A 21,472-nucleotide genomic window follows, 5' to 3' on the forward strand; every position below is an offset into this window, starting at 1 on the left:
CGGCTGTGCCCTGGAGGATCTGCGGGATGTTCAACGCAAGCATGAGTTTTGATCTTGGTGAGGATGTTAACGCCCTGCGCGATGTGGTTCACCGCTGGGCGCAGGACCGCGTCAAGCCGATGGCGCAGGAGATTGACCAGAAAAACGAATTCCCTGCCGATCTGTGGCAGGAAATGGGCGAGCTGGGCCTGCTGGGCATTACAGTGCCGGAAGAATTCGGCGGCGCGGGCATGTCCTATCTGGCCCACACTGTCGCGGTGGAGGAAATCGCCCGGGCCTCGGCCTCTGTCTCGCTGTCCTACGGCGCGCATTCCAACCTGTGCGTCAACCAGATCAAGCTGAACGGCAACGCCGAGCAGAAGCAGAAATACCTGCCCGGGCTGATCTCGGGCGAGCATGTCGGCGCGCTGGCAATGTCCGAGGCGGGCGCGGGATCCGACGTGGTGTCCATGTCGCTGCGTGCCGAAAAGCGTAACGATCACTTCCGCCTGAACGGCAACAAGTACTGGATCACCAACGGCCCGGATGCCGACACGCTGGTGGTCTATGCCAAGACCGACCCGGAGGCGGGCTCCAAGGGGATCACCGCCTTCCTGATCGAAAAGGAAATGAAGGGCTTCTCCACCTCCAAGCATTTCGACAAGCTGGGGATGCGCGGCTCCAACACGGCTGAACTGGTGTTCGAGGACGTGGAAGTCCCGTTCGAGAACGTGCTGGGCGAAGAGGGCAAGGGCGTGCGCGTTCTGATGTCCGGCCTGGATTATGAGCGTGTGGTGCTGGCGGGCATCGGCCTCGGCATCATGGCGTCTTGCATGGATGAGATGATGCCCTACATGGCGGAGCGCAAGCAGTTCGGCCAGCCGATCGGGAACTTCCAGCTGATGCAGGCCAAGATTGCCGATATGTACACGGCGATGAACTCCGCCCGGGCCTATGTCTATGAAGTGGCGAAATCCTGCGACAATGGAACCGTGACCCGCCAGGACGCGGCGGCCTGCTGCCTTTATGCCTCCGAGGTGGCGATGACCCAGGCGCATCAGGCGGTGCAGGCCTTCGGCGGCGCGGGCTACCTGTCCGACAACCCGGTCGGCCGCATCTTCCGCGATGCCAAGCTGATGGAAATCGGCGCAGGCACCAGCGAGATCCGGCGGATGCTGATCGGCCGCGAGCTGATGGGCACTATGTAACAAAAGAAAACCCCGCGCCTTTGAGGGAGGCGCGGGGTTTGAAACAAGCCTGGCGGCACGAGGTCAGCCGCCAGACCGGAACCAGGTCACTAAGGATCAGAAGCGGTGCACGTAAGCGAGGTTCACGACAACCGGATCAATCTCTGCGGTGCCGATGCTGGCGCCGTTCAGGGTCGCGTCGGTGTCGATGTCCATCCAGCGCACGTTGAACCGCAGCGCGCCATTGTCGGAGATCTGGTAGTCGGCACCGGCGTTGACCGCCACACCAAAGCTGTCGTCAAGGTCCAGCGTGCCAAGCGCGGTCTCTTCCTCGAAGAAGGTGGTGTAGTTCAGGCCCAGGCCCACGAACGGCTTGACCTTGCCGGCGGTCGGGAAGTGGTAGTTGACCGACAGGGTCGGCGGCAGCTGCTTGGCGGACGCGGCAAAAGCGCCGTTCAGGCGGACGTCGTGCTCGAACGGCGAGGCTGCCAGCAGCTCGACACCCCAGTTGTCGCGGAAGAAGTATTCAACGGTCAGCGACAGCGCGGTGCCATCGTCGATATCCGCGGCGGCGCCAGCCAGGGTGCCATTGCCGGATTTCGGGTTGACGTTGGCGATACCAACACCAACGGTCCAGTCGCCTTGCTGCTGGGCCAGCGCGGGGCCGGCCAGGGCGGCGAGGGCAGAAGTCAGTGCCAAAGCGGAAACCATGCGTTTCATCGGGTGCGTCCCTTTTCTTGTGTTTACCCCGCAGTGGTGCCCCATGGAGCGGCGGAAAACTCTGATCTGGATCAAGGGCTGGATCGCTTTGCTATTGAAAATCCAGTGAAAAATTGCATGGCCGCCATGCGTTTCAGGAATACCTAAATATGCATGATGCTTGTAACATTCCTGGACTTCGCCCGGATGGCAGCTGGGACCTGCCGGAGCGGCTGAACATGGCGGCGCAATGCCTGGCGCAGCCGGCTGAAAAGACCGCGATTATCGACATGACCGGCGCGGCGCGGCGCGACATTACATTTGGCGCGCTGGGCGCCATGGTTGACGGGCTGGCCCGCTATCTGCTGACCCGCATCCAGCCCGGCGACCGTGTCGGAGTACTGCTCAGCCAGTCGCCCTGGTGTGCGGCCGCGCATCTGGCCATATGGAAGGCGGGCGGCATCTCGGTGCCGCTGTTCAAGCTGTTCAAACATGATGCGCTGGCATCGCGTGCCGGTGACGCGGGCGTGCGCTTCGTCTTCACCGATGCCGAGGGCGCCGGCCTTCTGGGAGATCTGGCCGAAGCGGTGATCGCGGACAGCGCCGGGCTGGAGGGCGCACCAGTCCCCTTCGCCGGTACCGCGCCGGAAACCCCGGCCGTTCTGATCTACACCTCCGGCACCACCGGCAGCCCCAAGGGCGCGCTGCACGGCCACCGGGTACTGACCGGCCACCTGCCGGGGGTTGCCATCAGCCATGACCACCTGGGCCAGCCGGGCGATGTCCTTTGGACCCCTGCCGACTGGGCCTGGATCGGCGGGCTGTTCGACGTGCTGATGCCGGGCCTGGCGCTGGGCATTCCGGTGGTTGCCGCGCGGCTGGACAAGTTCACACCGGAGGCTTGCGCCGGTCTGATCGCCAAGGCCGGGGTGCGCAACATCTTCTTCCCGCCAACCGCATTGCGGATGCTCAAGGCAGCGGGGCAGGGGCTCGACGGCCTGCGCTCGGTTGCCAGCGGCGGAGAGCCCCTGGGCGCAGAGATGCTCGCCTGGGGCCGGCGCCGCCTGGGCGTGACGATCAACGAATTCTACGGCCAGACCGAATGCAACATGGTGGCCTCGTCCTGTGCGGCGGAATTCGAGCCGCGCCCGGGCTGCATCGGCAAGCCGGTGCCGGGGCACGAACTGGCGGTGATCGACGAGGCGGGCAACCCCACGCAAGACGAGGGCGATGTCGCCATCCGCCGCGGCTCCGCCTCGATGCTGCTGGAATACTGGAACCGGCCCGAGGAGACCGCCGCCAAGTTCCGGGGGCCTTGGCTGGTGACTGGCGACCGCGGCATCTGGGAAGGGGAATACCTGCGCTTTGTCGGCCGCGAGGATGACGTGATCACCTCCGGCGGCTACCGCATCGGCCCGGCGGAGATCGAGGATTGCCTGCTGACCCATCCGGCGGTGGCGACCGTGGGCGTGGTCGGCAAGCCGGATCCGCTGCGGACGGAAATCGTCAAGGCTTATGTGGTGCTGAAGGCAGGGGGCGAAGCCTCCGAAAAGGAACTGCAGGACTACGTCAAGGACCGGCTCGCGCACTATTCCTATCCGCGCGAAGTGGCGTTCCTCGACGCGCTGCCGATGACCGTGACCGGCAAGGTGATCCGCAAGGAGCTAAAGGCGCGGGCTGCGGGGGAGACCGCGCAATGACCCGCGGTGTTGCATACCCGGCGCACGCTGCGCCAACCGGGAACAAAGATCTCAACCCTATAACGGGAGAGTGGACATGAAACTCACATCCAAGGCGATGCCTTCCTCGGAAGGCTTCAAGCAGAACCGCGAGGCGCATCTGGCGGCCCTTGCGCAGATCAGCGAGGCGGCGGAGGCCGCGCGCATGGGCGGCGGCGAGAAATCCCGCGCCCGTCATGAAAGCCGCGGCAAGATGCTGCCGCGCCGCCGGGTGGCGAACCTTCTGGATCCGGGCTCCCCGTTCCTGGAAATCGGTGCCACCGCGGCACACGCAATGTATGACGGCGCAGCACCTGCGGCGGGCGTGATCGCGGGCATCGGCCGGGTGCACGGGCAGGAGGTCATGGTGGTCTGCAACGACGCCACCGTAAAGGGCGGCACCTACTACCCGATGACGGTCAAGAAACACCTGCGCGCGCAGGAGATTGCCGAGGAGAACTGTCTCCCCTGCATCTATCTGGTCGATTCCGGCGGCGCCAACCTGCCCAACCAGGACGAGGTCTTCCCCGACCGCGACCACTTCGGGCGCATCTTTTACAACCAGGCGCGGATGTCGGCCAAGGGCATCCCGCAGATCGCGGTCGTCATGGGTTCCTGCACCGCGGGCGGCGCCTATGTGCCCGCGATGTCGGACGTCACCATCATCGTGAAGGAGCAGGGCACCATCTTCCTCGCGGGCCCGCCGCTGGTGAAGGCTGCCACGGGCGAGGTCGTCAGCGCCGAGGACCTGGGCGGCGGCGACGTGCACACGCGCCTCTCCGGTGTGGCCGATTACCTGGCCGAGGACGACGCCCACGCGCTGGCGCTGGCGCGGCGCGCGGTGCAATCGCTGAACATCACCAAGCCGCTGACGGTGAACTGGGCCAGCCCCGAGGAACCCGCCTATGACCCAGAGGAAATCCTTGGCGTGGTGCCCGGCGACCTGCGCACGCCTTACGACATCCGCGAGGTGATCGCGCGGCTGGTGGATGGCTCCCGCTTTGACGAGTTCAAGCCGCGCTTCGGGGAAACGCTCGTCACGGGCTTTGCCCACCTCAAGGGCTGCCCGATCGGCATCGTCGCCAACAACGGCGTTCTGTTCTCGGAAGCTGCCCAGAAGGGCGCGCATTTCATCGAGCTTTGCAGCCAGCGCAAGATCCCACTGGTCTTCCTGCAGAACATCACCGGCTTCATGGTGGGCCGCAAATACGAAAACGAAGGCATCGCGCGCCACGGCGCCAAGATGGTGACGGCGGTGGCGACCACCAATGTACCGAAGGTGACGATGCTGGTCGGCGGCTCCTTCGGGGCGGGCAACTACGGCATGTCGGGCCGGGCTTACCAGCCGCGGTTCCTGTGGTCCTGGCCCAACTCCCGCATTTCTGTGATGGGCGGCGAGCAGGCGGCAGGCGTGCTGGCAACCGTCAAACGCGACGCTATCGAACGCCAGGGCGGCAGCTGGAGCGCTGAGGAAGAGGCCGAATTCAAACGCCCCACCATCGAGATGTTCGAGGAGCAGAGCCACCCGCTTTATGCCTCGGCACGCCTTTGGGACGACGGCATCATCGACCCGCGCAAGAGCCGCGACGTGCTGGCTCTGTCGCTCAGCGCGGCGCTGAACGCCCCGATTGAAGAGACCAAATTCGGCGTCTTCCGGATGTAAGCGCCGGGCGCTTCTTCTGGCCAGAAATATCCCCGGGGGTCCGGGGGCAGGAAGCCCCCGGTCCAGAGATCCAGACAAAGGACCAACCCCATGTTTGACAAGATCCTGATTGCCAACCGCGGCGAAATCGCCTGCCGCGTGATGGAAACCGCCCGCGCCATGGGCGTGCGCACGGTGGCGGTCTATTCCGACGCCGATGCGGCCGCAAAACATGTGCAACTGGCGGATGAGGCAGTGCACATCGGCGGGCCGGCCCCGGCGGACAGCTACCTGAAGGGCGACGAGATCATCCGGGTGGCCCGGGAAACCGGCGCCCAGGCGATCCACCCGGGCTATGGCTTCCTGTCGGAAAACCCGAAATTCGTCGAGGCGGTGGAGGCCGCAGGCCTCGTGTTCATCGGGCCGTCGGCGGATGCAATCCGCAAGATGGGCCTCAAGGACGCCGCCAAGGCGCTGATGGAGGAGGCCGGCGTGCCGGTGGTGCCGGGCTATCACGGCAGCAGCCAGGACCCGGAGTTCCTGGCAGGCGAGGCCGAGAAGATCGGCTATCCCGTGCTGATCAAGGCGGTGGCCGGCGGCGGCGGCAAGGGGATGCGGCTGGTTGAGAAGCCGGAAGAGTTTGCCGACGCTCTGAAAAGCGCGCAGGGCGAGGCGACCACGGCCTTTGGCAACGCCGACGTCCTGATCGAGAAATACATTCAGCAGCCCCGCCATATCGAGGTTCAGGTTTTTGGCGACGGCGAAAAGGCGGTGCATCTGTTTGAGCGCGACTGCTCGCTGCAGCGCCGCCATCAGAAGGTGATCGAGGAAGCCCCGGCGCCCGGCATGACCGAGGAGATGCGCGAGGCGATGGGCGAGGCCGGCGTGCGCGCAGCCGAAGCCATTGGCTATAAGGGCGCGGGCACGGTGGAATTCATCGTCGACGGCTCCGGCGGGCTGCGCCCCGATGGCTTCTGGTTCATGGAAATGAACACCCGCCTGCAGGTGGAGCATCCGGTGACCGAGCTGATCACCGGCATCGATCTGGTGGAATGGCAGCTGCGCGTGGCGTCGGGGGAGAGCCTGCCCGCCAAGCAGGAAGACCTCACCATCACCGGCCATGCGTTTGAGGCAAGGCTTTATGCGGAGGATGTGCCGAAGGGCTTCCTGCCCGCAACCGGCACCCTGACCCATCTGTCCTTCCCGGCAGAGGCCCGCGCCGACAGCGGGGTGCGGGCAGGGGACACTATCAGCCCCTGGTACGACCCGATGATCTCCAAGGTGATCGTGCATGGCTCTACCCGCAAAGTGGCGCTGTCGCGGCTGGCGCGCGCGCTGGAGGACACCGAGGTCGGCGGCACCGTCACCAACCTGGCGTTCCTTGGCGCGCTGGCCGCGCATGAGGGGTTTGCCAATGGCGAGGTGGACACCGGCCTTATCGCCCGCGATCTGGACGCTCTGGTGGCCGCGCCGCAGGTCGAGCTGCGCCACAAGGCGGCGGCGGGCATGGTGGCGCTGGACCTAGTGGAGGCCGCAGCGCACACCGGCTTCAGCCTGTGGACGCCGCTGCACCGCGCTGTGACCCTGACCCATGCGGGCGAGGAGTTCACCGCCGATGTGCAGGTGGACGGGCCCGATCGGCAGCTGTGGACCATTGACGGCGATACCGTCCTGGCCGAGCGCAGCCAGGGCCAGTGGCGCATCGGCGAGCGCCGGATGCCAACAGTCTCGCAGTCCGGGTCCCTGATCACCGTGCATGATGCCTACGGGCTGGAATTCACCGTGGTGGACCCGCTCGACCGCGCTGCTGCCGCGGGCGGCGACATGAACGTGGTTGAGGCGCCGATGCCGGGCCTGGTCAAGGCGGTGTTTGCCGAAGCGGGCCAGGCGGTGAAAGAGGGCGACCGGCTTGCCGTTCTGGAAGCCATGAAGATGGAGCACTCGCTGCTGGCGGCGCGCGATGGCGTTGTCGCGGAGGTGCTGGCCTCGGCCGGCGACCAGGTCGAGGCGGGGGCCGCGCTGGTGCGGCTGGAAGAAGACGACAGCTGACCCGGGTCCGGGGCGGCGCGTCTGCCGCCCCCGCAGGGATTTGAGTATTTTGGGAAAGATGAAGCCGAAGGGGCGTTTCATGAGCGAGTTTGCCGAGATCTTCGAGGTCGGTCCGCGCGACGGGCTGCAGAATGAGAAACGCGAAATTCCGGTGGCCGAGAAAGTGGCGCTGACCGATTGCCTGAGCCGCGCCGGGTTCAAGCGGATCGAGGTGGCGAGTTTCGTGTCGCCCAAATGGGTGCCGCAGATGGCGGGCAGCGCAGAGGTGCTGGCCGGCATCACCCGCGCCCCCGGCGTCCGCTACGCGGCGCTGACGCCCAACATGCGCGGGTTTGAGGATGCTGTGGCGGCAAAGGCGGATGAGATCGCTGTTTTTGCATCCGCCTCCGAAGGGTTCTCCAAGGCCAATATCAACGCCACCATCGAGGAAAGCATCACCCGCTTTCTGCCCATTCTGGACGCGGCAAAGGACATGGGGCTGCCGGTCCGCGGTTATGTGTCCTGCGTGACCGACTGCCCGTTTGACGGGCCGACCCCGCCGCAGAAGGTGGCAGAGGTGGCGCGCCGGCTGTTCGAGCTGGGCTGCTATGAGATTTCGCTGGGCGATACCATCGGGCAGGGCACGCCGGAAACGATCTCGGCAATGCTGCGGGCCGTGGTCCAGCAGGTTCCGGTCGGGCGCCTTGCCGGCCATTATCATGACACCGCGGGCAGGGCGCTGGACAATATCGAGGCCTCGCTGGATCTTGGCGTGCGGGTGTTCGATGCCGCCGTGGGCGGCCTTGGCGGCTGCCCCTACGCGCCGGGGGCCGCGGGCAATGTGGCCACCGAAGCGGTGCACAAGCGCCTGACGGAGCTGGGCTATCACACCGGCCTGGACGCGGATGTGCTGGACGAGGCCGCCGCGATGGCCCGCGCCATGCGTGGCTTGCAGTAAGAACTCAGCGGAGACACAAGATGTTTGAAACGATCACCCTGGAAACCGACGCCCGCGGCGTCTGCACTCTGACGCTGAACCGCCCGGACAAGCACAACGCCATGTCCGGCCAGATGCTGCAGGAGCTGACCCTGGCGGCAAAGCGGCTGGCCGCGGATGACTCTGTGCGCGTGGTGGTGCTGACCGGCGCGGGCAAGAGCTTTTGCGCGGGCGGCGACCTGGGCTGGATGCGCCAGCAGATGGATGCGGACGCCGAAACCCGCGGCCGCGAGGCGCGGGTGCTGGCAGAGATGCTGATGGCGCTCAACACCCTGCCCAAGCCGGTGATCGGCGCGCTGCAGGGCAATGCCTTCGGCGGCGGCGTCGGCATGGCTTCGGTCTGCGATGTGGCCATCGGCGCGGATCATCTGAAGATGGGCCTCACTGAGACCAAGCTGGGGCTGATTCCCGCCACAATCGGCCCGTATGTGATTGCCCGCATGGGCGAGGCCAAAGCGCGCCGCGTGTTCATGTCGGCGCGGCTGTTCGGCGCGGACGAGGCCGTGGAGCTGGGCCTGCTGGCCAAGGCGGTTCCGGCGGACCAACTGGACGAGGCGGTCGAGGCGGAGGTTTCCCCCTATCTCAACTGCGCGCCGGGGGCTGTGGCCGCCGCCAAGAAGCTCGCCCGCGACCTGGGGCCGCGGCTGGACGATGCGGTGATCGACCATACAATCAAGGCGCTTGTGGAGCGCTGGGAGGGGGAGGAGGCCCGCGAGGGCATCACCGCCTTCTTCGAGAAGCGCAAACCCGTCTGGCAAGCCTGAAAAACCGGCATTGCCGATACATTTTTGGAGGGCGGCCGCAGCTTTCGTTGCGGCCGCTTTTCTTATGGAATCACTAAGAAATCACATCAGCGTTGCGGCTGTGCTTTTTCCTGTCACAAACCCCGTTGTTTAACCTTGCCTTAGTTGACGCTGTAGGGGCGGAGGGGTAGACACACTCCAAATCAACACGCCAATTGACGTCGCGCGGGAAACCGCCGGGGAAAGGAGCTGCTCTTGGAAGAGATGTTGAGGGAATACCTGCCGATCCTGGTCTTCCTGGCCGTCGCGGCAGGCCTGGGGATTGTCCTCATCCTGGCAGCCGTTGTGCTGGCGGTCCGCAACCCGGACCCGGAGAAGGTCAGCGCCTACGAATGCGGTTTCAACGCTTTCGACGATGCCCGTATGAAATTCGATGTCCGGTTCTATCTGGTGTCGATTCTCTTCATTATTTTCGACTTGGAAATCGCTTTCCTGTTTCCCTGGGCCGTCGGTTTCAAGGACATCAGCGACACCGGCTTCTGGTCGATGATGGTGTTCCTGGGCGTGCTGACCATCGGATTCGCCTATGAGTGGAAGAAAGGGGCCCTGGAATGGCAGTGATGACCGGAGCCAACACCGCTGGTGTGGACAAGGAAGTTGTCACCCGGGCCCTGAATGCAGAGCTTCAGGACAAGGGTTTCCTGCTCACCTCGGCCGAGGACATCATCAACTGGGCGCGTACTGGCTCCCTGCACTGGATGACCTTTGGCTTGGCCTGCTGCGCGGTTGAGATGATGCACACCTCGATGCCGCGCTATGACGCCGAACGCTTCGGCATCGCACCGCGCGCCTCGCCGCGCCAGTCGGATGTGATGATCGTCGCAGGCACCCTGACCAATAAGATGGCGCCGGCCCTGCGCAAGGTCTACGACCAGATGCCCGAGCCGCGCTACGTGATCTCGATGGGCTCCTGCGCCAACGGCGGCGGCTACTACCACTACAGCTATTCCGTAGTGCGCGGCTGCGACCGGGTTGTGCCGGTTGACGTCTATGTGCCCGGCTGCCCGCCGACGGCTGAGGCGCTGCTGTACGGGCTGATGCAGTTGCAGCGCAAGATCCGCCGCACCGGCACCCTGGTGCGCTGAGGAAGGGCGGAGAAAACATGACTGAAGCACTGAAAGAGCTTGGCGCCCAGATCGAAGCCAAACGCCCCGATTGCGTGGTGGCCTGGAGCGTGTCCTTTGACGAGCTGACCATTGACGTGACGCCCTCGAACATCGCCGGTCTGGTGGAGTTCCTGAAATCGGACCCGAATTGCAAGTTTTCAACCCTGGTGGACATCACCGCGGTGGATTACCCGGAACGCGCCAAGCGGTTCGACGTGGTTTATCACTTCCTGTCGATGTACCGGAACCAGCGCATCCGCCTGCGCGCCGCCGTGCGCGAGGATGAGATGGTGCCCTCCATCGTGAAGGTGCACCCCTCGGCCAACTGGTTCGAGCGGGAAGTCTACGACATGTTCGGCATCCTGTTCTCGGGCCACCCGGACCTGCGCCGAATCCTGACCGACTACGGCTTCCGCGGCTTCCCGCTGCGCAAGGACTTCCCGACCACCGGCTATACCGAGGTGCGGTATGACGAGGCGCAGAAGCGCGTGGTCTATGAGCCGGTGAAGCTGGTGCAGGAATACCGCCAGTTCGATTTCATGTCCCCGTGGGAAGGTGCCGAATACATCCTGCCTGGCGACGAGAAGGAGGGGGCGCAATGATGGACGGCTCCAAATTTGACGACGGCAGCGTCGACGCGCTGAGCGGCGAGCAGAAGATCCGCAACTTCAACATCAACTTCGGCCCGCAGCACCCTGCGGCGCATGGGGTTTTGCGTCTGGTGCTCGAACTCGACGGCGAGATCGTCGAGCGTTGCGACCCGCATATCGGCCTGTTGCACCGCGGCACCGAAAAGCTGATGGAAAGCCGCACCTACCTGCAGAACCTGCCGTATTTCGACCGCCTCGACTATGTGGCGCCGATGAACCAGGAGCACGCCTGGTGTCTCGCCATCGAGAAGCTGACCGGCACCGAGGTGCCGCGCCGCGGCCAGCTGATCCGGGTGCTCTACTCGGAAATCGGCCGGGTGCTGAACCATCTGCTGAACGTCACCACGCAGGCGATGGACGTCGGCGCGCTGACCCCGCCGCTGTGGGGCTTTGAAGAGCGCGAAAAGCTGATGATCTTCTACGAGCGGGCCTGCGGCGCGCGCCTTCACGCGGCCTACTTCCGCCCCGGCGGCGTGCATCAGGACCTGCCGGACGACCTGCTGGATGATATCGACCTCTGGGCGATGGAATTCCCTAAGGTGCTGGATGATATCGACGGCCTTCTGACAGAAAACCGCATCTTCAAGCAGCGCAACTGCGATATCGGTGTGGTGACCGAGAAGGAGATCCAGGAATACGGCTTCTCCGGCGTCATGGTGCGCGGCTCTGGCCTCGCCTGGGACCTTCGCCGCGCGCAGCCTTATGAATGCTATGACGAGTTCGAGTTTCAGGTGCCGATCGGCAAGAACGGCGACTGCTACGACCGCTACCTCTGCCGGATGGAAGAGATGCGCCAGTCGACCTCGATCATCCGCCAGGCGATTGCCAAGCTGCGCGACGCCACCGGCGACGTGGTGGCCCGCGGCAAGCTGTCCCCGCCCAAGCGCGGCGACATGAAAACCTCGATGGAAAGCCTGATCCACCATTTCAAGCTTTACACCGAAGGCTTCCACGTCCCGGCAGGCGAGGTCTACGCCGCCGTCGAGGCGCCCAAGGGCGAGTTCGGCGTCTATCTGGTGGCGGACGGCTCCAACAAACCCTACCGCTCCAAGATCCGCGCGCCGGGCTTCCTGCACCTGCAGGCGATGGACCACATTGCCAAGGGCCACCAGCTGGCCGACGTCGCCGCCATCATCGGCACCATGGACGTCGTGTTCGGGGAGATCGACCGGTGAGCCAGCCTGCCGCTTTTCATCTTTCTAAAAATACTCCCGCCGGAGGCATCCGCGCGGGCAACTCCCTCGAAAAGGTGATCTGATGCTGCGCCGTCTCCACTCAGAACAACCCGACAGCTTTGCCTTCACCCCGGCCAACCAGGCCTGGGCTGAGGCGCAGATCACCAAATATCCTGAGGGCCGCCAGGCCTCCGCGGTCATTCCGCTCTTGTGGCGCGCGCAGGAGCAGGAAGGCTGGGTTTCCAAGCCCGCGATCGAGGCCATCGCCGACATGCTCGGCATGGCCTATATCCGGGTGCTGGAAGTTGCCTCCTTCTACTTCATGTTCCAGCTGCAACCGACTGGTTCCGTTGCGCATGTGCAGATCTGCGGCACCACGTCCTGCATGATCTGCGGGGCAGAGGACCTGATCGCGGTCTGCCAGGAAAAGATTGCCGAGAAGCCGCACACCCTGTCGGCGGACGGCAAGTTCACCTGGGAAGAGGTCGAGTGCTTGGGCGCCTGCACCAATGCCCCGATGGCGCAGATCGGCAAGGATTATTACGAGGATCTGACGGCAGAGGGCTTTGCCAAGCTGCTGGACGATCTGGCGGCCGGCCAGCTGGTCGCGCCCGGCCCGCAGAACGGCCGTTACGCGGCTGAGCCGAAGTCCGGCCTCACCTCGCTGACCGAGTTCGACAGCGGCAAGACGCAGTACAATGCCAGCGCGCAGCTGGCGATGGACGTCAAGGACGGCATCAAGCGCATTCAGGGCGATGAGGTGCCGCTGCTGACGCCCTGGATCGGCAAGGACGGCACCGTTGCCGGCCGCGCTGCCGAGGGCCAGCCGCCCAAGGCGCCCGAAGCCCCGCTTCCCGCAGCCCGGCAAGCGGAAGCGGTCAAGACCGCGCCGTCGAAGAAATCCGATGCGGCTGAGCCTTCCTCGCCCGAGGGGGCTGCGGCCAAGGCAACCGAGGAAAGCGAGCCGGAGCTTCTGAAGGAAGCCCGCGGCGGGCTGGCCGATGACCTCAAGATGCTGAAGGGCGTCGGCCCCAAGCTGGAGGCAAAGCTGAACGAGCTTGGCTTTTACCACTTCGATCAGATCGCCGACTGGACCGAGGAAGAGATCGCCTGGGTCGATTCCCGGCTGCAGTTCCGGGGCCGGATCGCCCGCGATGGCTGGGTTGAGCAGGCAAAGCGGCTGCAAGTGGGCGATGAGACCGAATTCGCGAAACGTGCCAAAGAATCGCACATCTACGACGACGACGAATAATCAGGCCGCGGCCCCCGGGGCCGGGCTTGGGTGATAGGGAACAGATGACCAGGGAACAGGACCAGGCCATTGCAGCAAAGGGCCGGCACATCGCGCTTGTGATTGCCGGGACCATCTCGCTGTGGGTCGCGCTGTCGCTGTTCATCGGCCCCATGCTGGGGCTGCCGGGGCGCTATGCGCTGCTGTTCGACTTCGCCGCGCTGGCGGGCATGATCTATGCCCTGGTCAACATATTTCAACTCTGGCGCATGCGCCGGGACAGCCAAAGGTAGGCACACATGCTGAAGGATCAGGACCGGATCTTTACCAACCTTTACGGGATGCACGACCGCACGCTGGCGGGCGCCAAGGCGCGCGGCCATTGGGACGGCACCGCGGGCATCATCGAAAAGGGCCGCGACTGGATCGTTCAGACCATGAAGGACTCGGGCCTTCGCGGCCGCGGCGGCGCGGGGTTTCCGACCGGCCTCAAATGGTCCTTCATGCCCAAGGAAAGCGACGGCCGCCCGGCGTATCTGGTGGTGAACGCGGATGAGTCGGAGCCCGGCACCTGCAAGGACCGCGAAATCATGCGCCACGATCCGCACACGCTGATCGAGGGCTGCCTGATCGCCTCCTTCGCGATGAATGCGCATACCTGCTATATCTACCTGCGCGGCGAATACATCCGCGAGCGCGAGGCGCTGCAGGCGGCGATTGACGAAGCTTACGACCAGGGCCTCCTGGGCAAGAACGCGGCCGGCTCCGGCTGGGACTTCGACATCTTCCTGCACCACGGGGCAGGGGCCTATATCTGCGGCGAGGAAACCGCCCTGATCGAGAGCCTGGAAGGCAAGAAGGGCATGCCCCGGATGAAGCCGCCGTTCCCGGCGGGCGCGGGCCTGTACGGTTGCCCGACCACCGTGAACAACGTGGAATCCATCGCCGTTGTGCCCACCATCCTGCGCCGCGGCGCCGACTGGTTCGCGGGCTTCGGCCGCCAGAACAATGCGGGCACCAAGCTGTTTGCGATCTCCGGCCACGTCAACAACCCCTGCGTGGTTGAAGAGGCGATGTCGATCTCCTTCGAGGAGCTGATCGAGAAGCATTGCGGCGGCATCCGCGGCGGCTGGGACAACCTGCTGGCGGTGATCCCCGGCGGCTCCTCAGTCCCGTGCGTGCGCGGCGAGAATATGCGCGACGCGCTCATGGACTTCGACTACCTGCGCGGCGAACTGGGCTCCGGCCTTGGCACCGCGGCGGTGATCGTGATGGACAAGCAGACCGACATCATCAAGGCGATCTGGCGCCTGTCCAAGTTCTACAAGCACGAAAGCTGCGGCCAGTGCACGCCCTGCCGCGAAGGCACTGGCTGGATGATGCGCGTCATGGACCGTCTGGTCAAAGGCGAGGCGGAGCTGGAAGAGATCGACATGCTGTGGGACGTGACCAAGCAGGTCGAGGGCCACACCATCTGCGCGCTTGGCGATGCGGCGGCCTGGCCGATCCAGGGCCTGATCAAGAACTTCCGCGAGGAAATCGAAGACCGCATCAAGGCCCAGAAAGCGGGCCGCATTGGCGCGATGGCGGCGGAATAACTTTTGATGGAAGCTTTTGCCGCATATTCCCACGCTCTGGCCGCGCTGGTGATCTTTACCCTGATCATCCTGGCGCTGTCGCCGGTTTCGGCGCTGGCCAAGCAGAAGGCGGGCCTCGCTCCCGGCGCCACGCCGCGGGAGGATTATGCGGACAAGGCCTACCGGCTGAACCGGGCCTATCTGAACGGCTGCGAGACGCTGCCGGCTTTCCTGACCGTGACGCTGGTGGCCATTCTGGCCGGTGCGGCGCCGTTCTGGGTGAACCTGCTGGCCTCGCTGGTGCTGGTGTCGCGGATGGTGATGATTGTCATCCACCTGCGCGGGGCCGGCAAACCGCACGGCGGGCTGCGGTCGGTTTTCTACGTGATTGGCTGGGCCTGCATAGGCGGCCTGGCGCTTTTGACATTGGCGGCAGTATTTTGAGCATTTTGAAAACATACCGGATCGCCGCGCCGATGGCGTGCCTGGCAGCGATGACGCTTGTTACGGCCTGCGGCAGCTCCCTCAGCAATCGGGAGCGCCAGCTGTATGACGGCGTGCCGTTCAAAGCCAAGGCCAAGCCCGTCGACAAGAAGACGGACCGGGCCGTGTTTTACGTTGAAATCAAGGGGGCAGACCGCTCCGTCAAGGGCGCGCGCGAGGCTGCGGCCCATGCCGGCACGACTTACTGCGTGGTCAACTACGGCTCTTCCAGTATCGCCTGGGCCATCGACCCCAGGGATGAGGCAGCACCGCTGACCCTGACCGATGGCCGCGCAACCTTTCAGGGAACCTGCACCCCGTGAGCGGATTTCAGGCATATCCGGGCCGGAAGGCCGGTCTGCTATTGAATAGCAGCGCAGCATGCACGCGCATGGGGGCTTTCACATCGAAGGAGTCCCCTGTCATGCGTGCCTTGATTGCCATTGCCCTGTCCGCCTTTGTTGCCCTGCCTGCTGCGGCGATGGCCAAGCCGTCGCTGCGCGACGTGCAGGAAATCGAAGATCCGCTGTTTGCCGTCGCCGTGGCGAAAGAAGTTTCGGATTACTGCGACGGTATCTCCCCCCGGTACCTGAAAGGGCTGGGCGAGTTGCGCCGGCTCAAAGCGCGGGCAAACGCGTTGGGATACACGGACGCGGAAATCCGCGATTACATCGAATCTGATGCCGAAAAGGACCGGATGCGTGCCAAGGGAGAGAAGCTCCTGGCGCAGAACGGCGTGGATTACGGCAAACCGGAAACCTTCTGCGCCTATGGCCGCGCGGAAATCGAAAAGAACAGCGCGATCGGCGTGTTACTGAGGGCGAAATAGACCATGTCTGACCTCCGCAAGATCAACATTGACGGAACCGAGATCGAGGTGGATGGGGCGATGACCCTGATCCAGGCCTGTGAGGAGGCCGGTGTCGAGATCCCGCGCTTCTGCTATCATGAGCGGCTGTCCATCGCGGGCAACTGCCGCATGTGCTTGGTTGAAGTCGTCGGCGGCCCGCCGAAACCCGCCGCCTCCTGCGCGATGCAGGTTCGCGATCTGCGCCCCGGCCCCGAAGGCCAGGCGCCGCAGGTGAAGACCAACTCGCCGATGGTCAAGAAGGCCCGCGAAGGCGTTATGGAATTTATGCTGATCAACCACCCGCTGGACTGCCCGATCTGCGACCAGGGCGGCGAGTGCGACCTGCAGGACCAGGCGATGGCCTATGGCGTCGACTTCTCCCGCTTCCGCGAGCCCAAGCGCGCGGTGGATGATCTGGATCTGGGGCCGCTGGTCGGCACCGCCATGACCCGCTGCATCTCCTGCACCCGCTGCGTGCGCTTCACGACTGAGGTCGCGGGCATCACCCAGATGGGCCAGACCGGGCGCGGCGAGGATGCGGAGATCACCTCCTACCTGAACGAAACCCTGCAATCGAACCTGCAGGGCAACATCATCGACCTGTGCCCGGTGGGCGCGCTGACGTCGAAGCCCTATGCGTTTACCGCACGGCCCTGGGAGCTGACCAAGACCGAAACCATCGACGTGATGGACGCGCTGGGTTCGAACATCCGCGTCGACACCAAGGGCCGCGAAGTGATGCGCATCCTGCCGCGCAACCACGACGGCGTGAACGAGGAGTGGATCAGCGACAAGACCCGCTTTGTCTGGGACGGCCTGCGCCGCCAGCGCCTCGACCGTCCCTATGTGCGCGTCGATGGCAAGCTGAAGCCCGCCACCTGGCCGGAAGCCCTGGCTGCCGCGGCGAACGCCATGAAGGGCAAGAAGGTTGCGGGCCTGATCGGCGACCTGGTGCCGGTTGAGGCGGCCTTTGCCCTGAAACAGCTGGTCGAAGGCCTGGGCGGCAAGGTGGAATGCCGCACCGACAACGCCCGTCTGCCGATCGGCAACCGCGCGGGCTATGCCGGCACGGCCACCATCGAGGACATCGACACCGCCAAGTTCATCCAGCTGATCGGCACCAACCCGCGCGACGAGGCGCCGGTGCTGAACGCCCGCATCCGCAAGGCCTGGCTGAACGGCGCGCAGATCGGCCTGGTCGGCCAGCCGGCAGACCTGACCTATGAATACACCCACGTGGGCACCGACCGCGCCGCGCTGGAAAGCCTGCTGGACAAGGACTACGGCGCCGTCAAGGACGCGCCGTCCCTCGTGATCGTGGGGCAGGGCGCCCTGCGCGAGGCCGACGGCCTGGCGGTGCTGGCTGCCGCGCAAAAGCTGGCTGCGGACACAGGCTCCAAGCTGCTGGTGCTGCACACCGCCTCCTCCCGCGTCGGCGCGATGGACATTGGCGCGGTGACCGAAGGCGGCATGGCAGCGGCCATCGACGGGGCAGAGGTGATCTATAACCTCGGCGCCGATGAGGTCGAAATTGACGCAGGCGCCTTTGTGATCTACCAGGGCTCTCACGGGGACCGCGGCGCGCACCGCGCCGACGTGATCCTGCCGGGTGCCGCCTACACCGAAGAAAACGGCCTGTTCGTGAACACCGAAGGCCGCCCCCAGCTGGCCATGCGCGCGGCTTTCGCGCCGGGCGAGGCCAAGGAAAACTGGGCGATCCTGCGGGCGCTCAGCACCGAAGCTGGTGCCAAGCTGGGCTATGACTCGCTGGCGCAGCTGCGCACAAGCCTGGTGGCCGAAGTACCGCATCTGGCGCGGATTGACGAAGTGGCCGAAAAGGACGGCGAGCCGCTGACGCAGGACAAGCTCGGCAACGCCGGTTTCCTGCCGGCGGTCAAGGATTTCTACCTGACCAACCCGATCGCCCGCGCCTCGACGCTGATGGCGGAGCTGTCGGCCGGCGTGAAAGCCCGCGCAACCGGGAAACTGGCCGCCGAATGAGCCGCTTTGCCCTCATAACGCCCTTTCTGCTGGCTGCCTGCGCTATGGCGCCCGGCAGCGGAGGCGAGCGGCCCGCCCCGGTTTACGAAGGGGTGGAAACCAGCCTGCTGGAGGGCGATCTGGTGCAATTTCACGTCTCCATGCGCGGCCCGCGCATGGTCGGCGATCTCGATACCTATGCGGAATGCGCCGCCGCGCAATACGCGCTGATCCGGGGCTACGGGTTTGCGCGCCATGTGCGCACAACTTTGACACAGGCAGGGGGCAGCCGGACCGCTGATGCGGTCTATCTGATTTCGCCCTCTCTGCCGCGCGGCCTGCGCACCATCGACGCCGAAGTCGTGGTCGCGGATTGCGCGGCGAACGGAATACCCACGGTGTGAGGACCTATGGCTGATTTCTTTAACACTCCAGGCGGCATCGCTGTTCTGATCCTGGCGCAAGTGCTTGCAGTTGTTGCCTTTGTGATGATCTCGCTCCTGTTCCTCGTCTACGGGGACCGCAAGATCTGGGCCGCGGTCCAGATGCGCCGGGGACCGAACGTGGTGGGCGTCTTCGGCCTGCTGCAATCGGTGGCCGACGCGCTGAAATACGTTGTGAAAGAGGTGGTGATCCCGGCCGGTGCCGACCGCACCGTCTTTATCCTGGCGCCGATGACCTCCTTCGTTTTGGCGATGATCGCCTGGGCGGTGATCCCCTTCAACGACGGCTGGGTGCTAAGCGACATCAACGTTGCCATCCTCTATGTCTTCGCGGTCTCCTCGCTGGAAGTTTACGGCGTGATCATGGGCGGCTGGGCGTCGAACTCGAAATACCCGTTCCTGGGCTCGCTGCGCTCCGCCGCGCAGATGATCTCTTACGAGGTCTCCATCGGCCTGATCATCATCGGCGTGATCATTTCCACCGGCTCGATGAACTTCGGCGACATCGTGCGCGCGCAGGATGGCGATCTGGGCCTCTTGAACTGGTACTGGATCCCGCATTTCCCGATGGTCTTCCTGTTCTTCATCTCGGCGCTGGCAGAAACCAACCGCCCGCCCTTCGACCTGCCGGAAGCGGAATCGGAACTGGTTGCGGGCTACCAGGTGGAATATTCGGCGACGCCCTTCCTGTTGTTCATGGCCGGTGAATACATCGCGATCTTCCTGATGTGCGCGCTGACAACCCTGTTGTTCTTTGGCGGCTGGCTGTCCCCGATCCCGGGCCTGCCGGACGGCGTCCTGTGGATGGTCGCCAAGATGGCATTCTTCTTCTTCCTCTTCGCAATGGTAAAGGCGATCACCCCGCGCTACCGCTACGACCAGCTGATGCGCCTGGGCTGGAAAGTGTTCCTGCCGTTCTCGCTGGCCTGGGTGGTGTTTGTGTCCTTTGCTGCAAAATTTGACTGGTTCTGGGGCATCTTCGCCCGCTGGACCGTGGGAGGCTGACCGATGGCGAACATCGACTACACCCGCGCCGCCAAGTACTTCCTGCTGCAGGATTTCTGGGTCGGTTTCAAACTGGGGATGAAGTATTTCTTCGCCCCCAAGGCCACTCTGAACTACCCGCACGAGAAGGGTCCGCTGTCGCCCCGTTTCCGCGGTGAGCACGCGCTGCGCCGCTATCCGAACGGCGAGGAGCGCTGCATTGCCTGCAAGCTGTGCGAGGCGATCTGCCCGGCGCAGGCGATCACCATCGACGCGGAACCGCGCGAGGACGGCAGCCGCCGCACCACGCGCTATGACATCGACATGACCAAATGCATCTACTGCGGTTTCTGCCAGGAAGCCTGCCCGGTGGACGCGATTGTCGAAGGCCCGAACTTCGAATTCGCCACCGAAACCCGCGAGGAGCTGTTCTACGACAAGGAGAAGCTGCTTTCGAACGGCGAACGCTGGGAAGCCGAGATCGCCCGCAACCTGGAAATCGACGCGCCCTACCGATGAGGCGCCCGCGCAAAAGTTTTCTGAAAACTTTTGCCAAGAATTTTACTGAAAATTCTTGGCCGGAGGAGAGGACATGACCAAACAGCCGCCCAATCCGTTTGAGGCCATGATGCAGCAGATGCAGGCCCAGGCCCAGCAGATGGCCAAGGCGTTCAACCCGGCGCTGGAGAACTTCTCGCCCTCCGAGGCTTTCAAGGAGTTCGAGGCCCTGTGGCCCACCATGCCCAAAGAGGTCATGGAGATGATGTTCGGCAACACCGTCAACAAGGACGGTCTGGATGCCAAAACCCGGCTGCTGCTGACGCTGGCCGGGCTGACTTGCCAGGGCGCGCAGGCTGACTCAGCCGTGCGCCAGACCGTGCGCCACGCCCTCGCGGCCGGCGCCAAGAAACAAGAGATCGTGGAAGCGATCGCACAGATGTCGGTGTTTGCCGGCATTCCGGCCATGAACCGGGCGCTGGATCTGGCGCAAGCGGTCATGGACGACAACAAGGACGATGAGACATGAGCGTTTTTGCCTTCTACCTCTTCGCCATCAGCGCCATCACCGGCGGGCTGTTCACCGTGATCAGCCGCCAGCCTGTGCATTCGGTTCTGTGGCTGATCCTGGCCTTCCTGTCTTCTGCCGGGCTGTTCGTGCTCCTGGGGGCGGAATTCGTCGCCATGCTGCTGGTCATCGTCTACGTCGGCGCGGTCGCGGTGCTGTTCCTGTTTGTGGTGATGATGCTGGATGTGGATTTCGCCGAGCTGAAGGCGGAAATGGCGAAATACATGCCGCTCGCCCTGCTGATCGGCCTGGTGATCCTGATGCAGTTCGTGATGGCCTTCGGTGTCTGGGAAACCGCGCACCTGGCGCCGGAGCTGCTGGCCAATCCGGTGCCTGCCGACCGCCACAACACCGAGGCGCTTGGCCTCATCATCTATGATCAATATTTCCTTCTGTTCCAGCTGGCGGGCCTGATCCTGCTGGTGGCGATGATTGGCGCGATTGTGCTGACCCTGCGCCACCGCACCGATGTCAAGCGCCAGGACGTGGTTGCCCAGATGATGCGCGACCCGGCCAAGGCGATGGAGCTTAGGGACGTGAAACCGGGGCAGGGGCTTTGAGCACATGATCGGACTTGAACATTATCTGACCGTCGCGGCGACGCTGTTCGTTATCGGCATTTTCGGGCTCTTCCTGAACCGCAAGAACGTGATCATCCTCTTGATGAGCATCGAACTGATGCTCTTGGCGGTGAATATCAACCTGGTCGCCTTCTCCAGCTTCCTGGGCGATCTGGTCGGGCAGGTCTTCACCCTGTTCGTGCTGACCGTGGCCGCCGCCGAGGCCGCCATCGGCCTTGCGATCCTGGTCTGCTTCTTCCGCAACCGCGGCACCATCGCCGTCGAAGACGTCAACGTGATGAAGGGCTAAAGAA

Annotated in this window: 24 protein-coding genes; 23 read left to right on the plus strand and 1 reads right to left on the minus strand. The window is 64.4% G+C overall.

Annotation, left to right across the window (positions count from 1 at the left end):
• Positions 1 to 26 precede the first annotated feature (26 nt).
• Complete coding sequence (locus PHA8399_RS20225) at positions 27 to 1,187, plus strand: isovaleryl-CoA dehydrogenase (RefSeq protein WP_058287897.1); 1,161 nt, start codon at positions 27 to 29, stop codon at positions 1,185 to 1,187.
• Between the two features lie 96 nt (positions 1,188 to 1,283).
• Here PHA8399_RS20225 and PHA8399_RS20230 read toward each other — a convergent pair whose 3' ends face one another.
• Positions 1,284 to 1,886, minus strand: coding sequence for an OmpW/AlkL family protein (locus tag PHA8399_RS20230; RefSeq protein ID WP_058287898.1), 603 nt, complete (start codon positions 1,884 to 1,886; stop codon positions 1,284 to 1,286).
• A 149-nt stretch (positions 1,887 to 2,035) separates the two neighbouring features.
• Between PHA8399_RS20230 and PHA8399_RS20235 the strand changes: the two genes are divergently transcribed.
• From PHA8399_RS20235 to nuoK, 22 genes are all read left to right on the plus strand, one after another.
• Complete coding sequence (locus tag PHA8399_RS20235; RefSeq protein WP_058287899.1) at positions 2,036 to 3,565, plus strand: AMP-binding protein; 1,530 nt, start codon at positions 2,036 to 2,038, stop codon at positions 3,563 to 3,565.
• A gap of 76 nt (positions 3,566 to 3,641) precedes the next feature.
• A complete protein-coding gene (locus PHA8399_RS20240) occupies positions 3,642 to 5,246 on the plus strand; it encodes a carboxyl transferase domain-containing protein (protein ID WP_058287900.1) in 1,605 nt (534 codons plus the stop codon).
• Positions 5,247 to 5,336: 90 nt separating this feature from the next.
• Positions 5,337 to 7,274, plus strand: a complete 1,938-nt coding sequence (locus PHA8399_RS20245; protein ID WP_058287901.1) for an acetyl/propionyl/methylcrotonyl-CoA carboxylase subunit alpha — start codon at positions 5,337 to 5,339, stop codon at positions 7,272 to 7,274.
• A gap of 79 nt (positions 7,275 to 7,353) precedes the next feature.
• On the plus strand, positions 7,354 to 8,211 hold the full coding sequence (locus PHA8399_RS20250) for a hydroxymethylglutaryl-CoA lyase (RefSeq protein WP_058288158.1): 858 nt from the start codon (positions 7,354 to 7,356) through the stop codon (positions 8,209 to 8,211).
• 20 nt (positions 8,212 to 8,231) lie between these two features.
• Positions 8,232 to 9,014, plus strand: coding sequence for a crotonase/enoyl-CoA hydratase family protein (locus PHA8399_RS20255; protein WP_058287902.1), 783 nt, complete (start codon positions 8,232 to 8,234; stop codon positions 9,012 to 9,014).
• A gap of 234 nt (positions 9,015 to 9,248) precedes the next feature.
• Positions 9,249 to 9,614, plus strand: coding sequence for an NADH-quinone oxidoreductase subunit A (locus tag PHA8399_RS20260; protein WP_024090668.1), 366 nt, complete (start codon positions 9,249 to 9,251; stop codon positions 9,612 to 9,614).
• A complete protein-coding gene (locus PHA8399_RS20265; protein ID WP_027237089.1) occupies positions 9,605 to 10,138 on the plus strand; it encodes a NuoB/complex I 20 kDa subunit family protein in 534 nt (177 codons plus the stop codon). Before PHA8399_RS20260 ends, PHA8399_RS20265 begins: the two co-directional genes overlap by 10 nt.
• 17 nt (positions 10,139 to 10,155) lie before the next feature.
• Positions 10,156 to 10,761 (plus strand): NADH-quinone oxidoreductase subunit C, encoded by a 606-nt coding sequence (locus PHA8399_RS20270; protein WP_058287903.1) that lies wholly within the window; start codon positions 10,156 to 10,158, stop codon positions 10,759 to 10,761.
• The gene (locus PHA8399_RS20275; RefSeq protein ID WP_208856370.1) at positions 10,761 to 11,984 is read left to right on the plus strand and encodes an NADH-quinone oxidoreductase subunit D; all 1,224 of its coding nucleotides are present in this window, start codon (positions 10,761 to 10,763) and stop codon (positions 11,982 to 11,984) included. Before PHA8399_RS20270 ends, PHA8399_RS20275 begins: the two co-directional genes overlap by 1 nt.
• A gap of 82 nt (positions 11,985 to 12,066) precedes the next feature.
• Positions 12,067 to 13,236 carry an NADH-quinone oxidoreductase subunit E gene (locus PHA8399_RS20280; protein WP_058287905.1) on the plus strand — a complete coding sequence of 390 codons (1,170 nt, stop codon included), beginning with the start codon at positions 12,067 to 12,069 and terminating at the stop codon, positions 13,234 to 13,236.
• 44 nt (positions 13,237 to 13,280) lie between these two features.
• Positions 13,281 to 13,508, plus strand: coding sequence for a DUF5337 domain-containing protein (locus PHA8399_RS20285; RefSeq protein WP_058287906.1), 228 nt, complete (start codon positions 13,281 to 13,283; stop codon positions 13,506 to 13,508).
• A gap of 6 nt (positions 13,509 to 13,514) precedes the next feature.
• Positions 13,515 to 14,813: an NADH-quinone oxidoreductase subunit NuoF gene (gene nuoF, locus PHA8399_RS20290; RefSeq protein ID WP_058287907.1), complete on the plus strand. Its 1,299-nt coding sequence runs from the start codon at positions 13,515 to 13,517 to the stop codon at positions 14,811 to 14,813.
• Between the two features lie 6 nt (positions 14,814 to 14,819).
• Complete coding sequence (locus PHA8399_RS20295; RefSeq protein ID WP_058287908.1) at positions 14,820 to 15,236, plus strand: MAPEG family protein; 417 nt, start codon at positions 14,820 to 14,822, stop codon at positions 15,234 to 15,236.
• Between the two features lie 32 nt (positions 15,237 to 15,268).
• Complete coding sequence (locus tag PHA8399_RS20300; protein ID WP_058287909.1) at positions 15,269 to 15,598, plus strand: hypothetical protein; 330 nt, start codon at positions 15,269 to 15,271, stop codon at positions 15,596 to 15,598.
• 101 nt (positions 15,599 to 15,699) lie between these two features.
• Positions 15,700 to 16,104, plus strand: a complete 405-nt coding sequence (locus tag PHA8399_RS20305; protein WP_058287910.1) for a DUF5333 domain-containing protein — start codon at positions 15,700 to 15,702, stop codon at positions 16,102 to 16,104.
• A 3-nt stretch (positions 16,105 to 16,107) separates the two neighbouring features.
• Entirely contained in the window at positions 16,108 to 18,126 is a 2,019-nt protein-coding gene (gene nuoG / locus PHA8399_RS20310) for an NADH-quinone oxidoreductase subunit NuoG (RefSeq protein WP_058287911.1), read from the plus strand.
• Complete coding sequence (locus PHA8399_RS20315) at positions 18,123 to 18,509, plus strand: YNQ4 family lipoprotein (protein ID WP_058287912.1); 387 nt, start codon at positions 18,123 to 18,125, stop codon at positions 18,507 to 18,509. Before nuoG ends, PHA8399_RS20315 begins: the two co-directional genes overlap by 4 nt.
• A gap of 6 nt (positions 18,510 to 18,515) precedes the next feature.
• The gene (nuoH, locus tag PHA8399_RS20320) at positions 18,516 to 19,553 is read left to right on the plus strand and encodes an NADH-quinone oxidoreductase subunit NuoH (protein WP_058287913.1); all 1,038 of its coding nucleotides are present in this window, start codon (positions 18,516 to 18,518) and stop codon (positions 19,551 to 19,553) included.
• Between the two features lie 3 nt (positions 19,554 to 19,556).
• Positions 19,557 to 20,051: an NADH-quinone oxidoreductase subunit NuoI gene (gene nuoI, locus PHA8399_RS20325; protein WP_058287914.1), complete on the plus strand. Its 495-nt coding sequence runs from the start codon at positions 19,557 to 19,559 to the stop codon at positions 20,049 to 20,051.
• Between the two features lie 73 nt (positions 20,052 to 20,124).
• Complete coding sequence (locus PHA8399_RS20330) at positions 20,125 to 20,559, plus strand: carboxymuconolactone decarboxylase family protein (protein WP_058287915.1); 435 nt, start codon at positions 20,125 to 20,127, stop codon at positions 20,557 to 20,559.
• Entirely contained in the window at positions 20,556 to 21,158 is a 603-nt protein-coding gene (locus PHA8399_RS20335; protein ID WP_058287916.1) for an NADH-quinone oxidoreductase subunit J, read from the plus strand. The genes PHA8399_RS20330 and PHA8399_RS20335 overlap by 4 nt, the downstream gene beginning before the upstream one ends.
• Positions 21,159 to 21,162: 4 nt before the next feature.
• Complete coding sequence (nuoK, locus tag PHA8399_RS20340) at positions 21,163 to 21,468, plus strand: NADH-quinone oxidoreductase subunit NuoK (protein WP_008553673.1); 306 nt, start codon at positions 21,163 to 21,165, stop codon at positions 21,466 to 21,468.
• Positions 21,469 to 21,472: the final 4 nt, after the last annotated feature.

Source organism: Leisingera aquaemixtae (assembly GCF_001458395.1).
Classification (GTDB): Bacteria; Pseudomonadota; Alphaproteobacteria; order Rhodobacterales; family Rhodobacteraceae; genus Leisingera; species Leisingera aquaemixtae.

Excerpts from the sequence above, each read along its gene's own strand:
- PHA8399_RS20225 (WP_058287897.1), top strand. The coding sequence starts at position 27 with ATGTTCAACGCAAGCATGAGTTTTGATCTTGGTGAGGATGTTAACGCC.
- PHA8399_RS20230 (WP_058287898.1), bottom strand. The coding sequence starts at position 1,886 with ATGAAACGCATGGTTTCCGCTTTGGCACTGACTTCTGCCCTCGCCGCC.
- PHA8399_RS20235 (WP_058287899.1), top strand. The coding sequence starts at position 2,036 with ATGCATGATGCTTGTAACATTCCTGGACTTCGCCCGGATGGCAGCTGG.
- PHA8399_RS20240 (WP_058287900.1), top strand. The coding sequence starts at position 3,642 with ATGAAACTCACATCCAAGGCGATGCCTTCCTCGGAAGGCTTCAAGCAG.
- PHA8399_RS20245 (WP_058287901.1), top strand. The coding sequence starts at position 5,337 with ATGTTTGACAAGATCCTGATTGCCAACCGCGGCGAAATCGCCTGCCGC.
- PHA8399_RS20250 (WP_058288158.1), top strand. The coding sequence starts at position 7,354 with ATGAGCGAGTTTGCCGAGATCTTCGAGGTCGGTCCGCGCGACGGGCTG.
- PHA8399_RS20255 (WP_058287902.1), top strand. The coding sequence starts at position 8,232 with ATGTTTGAAACGATCACCCTGGAAACCGACGCCCGCGGCGTCTGCACT.
- PHA8399_RS20265 (WP_027237089.1), top strand. The coding sequence starts at position 9,605 with ATGGCAGTGATGACCGGAGCCAACACCGCTGGTGTGGACAAGGAAGTT.
- PHA8399_RS20270 (WP_058287903.1), top strand. The coding sequence starts at position 10,156 with ATGACTGAAGCACTGAAAGAGCTTGGCGCCCAGATCGAAGCCAAACGC.
- PHA8399_RS20275 (WP_208856370.1), top strand. The coding sequence starts at position 10,761 with ATGGACGGCTCCAAATTTGACGACGGCAGCGTCGACGCGCTGAGCGGC.
- PHA8399_RS20280 (WP_058287905.1), top strand. The coding sequence starts at position 12,067 with ATGCTGCGCCGTCTCCACTCAGAACAACCCGACAGCTTTGCCTTCACC.
- PHA8399_RS20285 (WP_058287906.1), top strand. The coding sequence starts at position 13,281 with ATGACCAGGGAACAGGACCAGGCCATTGCAGCAAAGGGCCGGCACATC.
- nuoF (WP_058287907.1), top strand. The coding sequence starts at position 13,515 with ATGCTGAAGGATCAGGACCGGATCTTTACCAACCTTTACGGGATGCAC.
- PHA8399_RS20295 (WP_058287908.1), top strand. The coding sequence starts at position 14,820 with ATGGAAGCTTTTGCCGCATATTCCCACGCTCTGGCCGCGCTGGTGATC.
- PHA8399_RS20300 (WP_058287909.1), top strand. The coding sequence starts at position 15,269 with ATGGCGTGCCTGGCAGCGATGACGCTTGTTACGGCCTGCGGCAGCTCC.
- PHA8399_RS20305 (WP_058287910.1), top strand. The coding sequence starts at position 15,700 with ATGCGTGCCTTGATTGCCATTGCCCTGTCCGCCTTTGTTGCCCTGCCT.
- nuoG (WP_058287911.1), top strand. The coding sequence starts at position 16,108 with ATGTCTGACCTCCGCAAGATCAACATTGACGGAACCGAGATCGAGGTG.
- PHA8399_RS20315 (WP_058287912.1), top strand. The coding sequence starts at position 18,123 with ATGAGCCGCTTTGCCCTCATAACGCCCTTTCTGCTGGCTGCCTGCGCT.
- nuoH (WP_058287913.1), top strand. The coding sequence starts at position 18,516 with ATGGCTGATTTCTTTAACACTCCAGGCGGCATCGCTGTTCTGATCCTG.
- nuoI (WP_058287914.1), top strand. The coding sequence starts at position 19,557 with ATGGCGAACATCGACTACACCCGCGCCGCCAAGTACTTCCTGCTGCAG.
- PHA8399_RS20330 (WP_058287915.1), top strand. The coding sequence starts at position 20,125 with ATGACCAAACAGCCGCCCAATCCGTTTGAGGCCATGATGCAGCAGATG.
- PHA8399_RS20335 (WP_058287916.1), top strand. The coding sequence starts at position 20,556 with ATGAGCGTTTTTGCCTTCTACCTCTTCGCCATCAGCGCCATCACCGGC.
- nuoK (WP_008553673.1), top strand. The coding sequence starts at position 21,163 with ATGATCGGACTTGAACATTATCTGACCGTCGCGGCGACGCTGTTCGTT.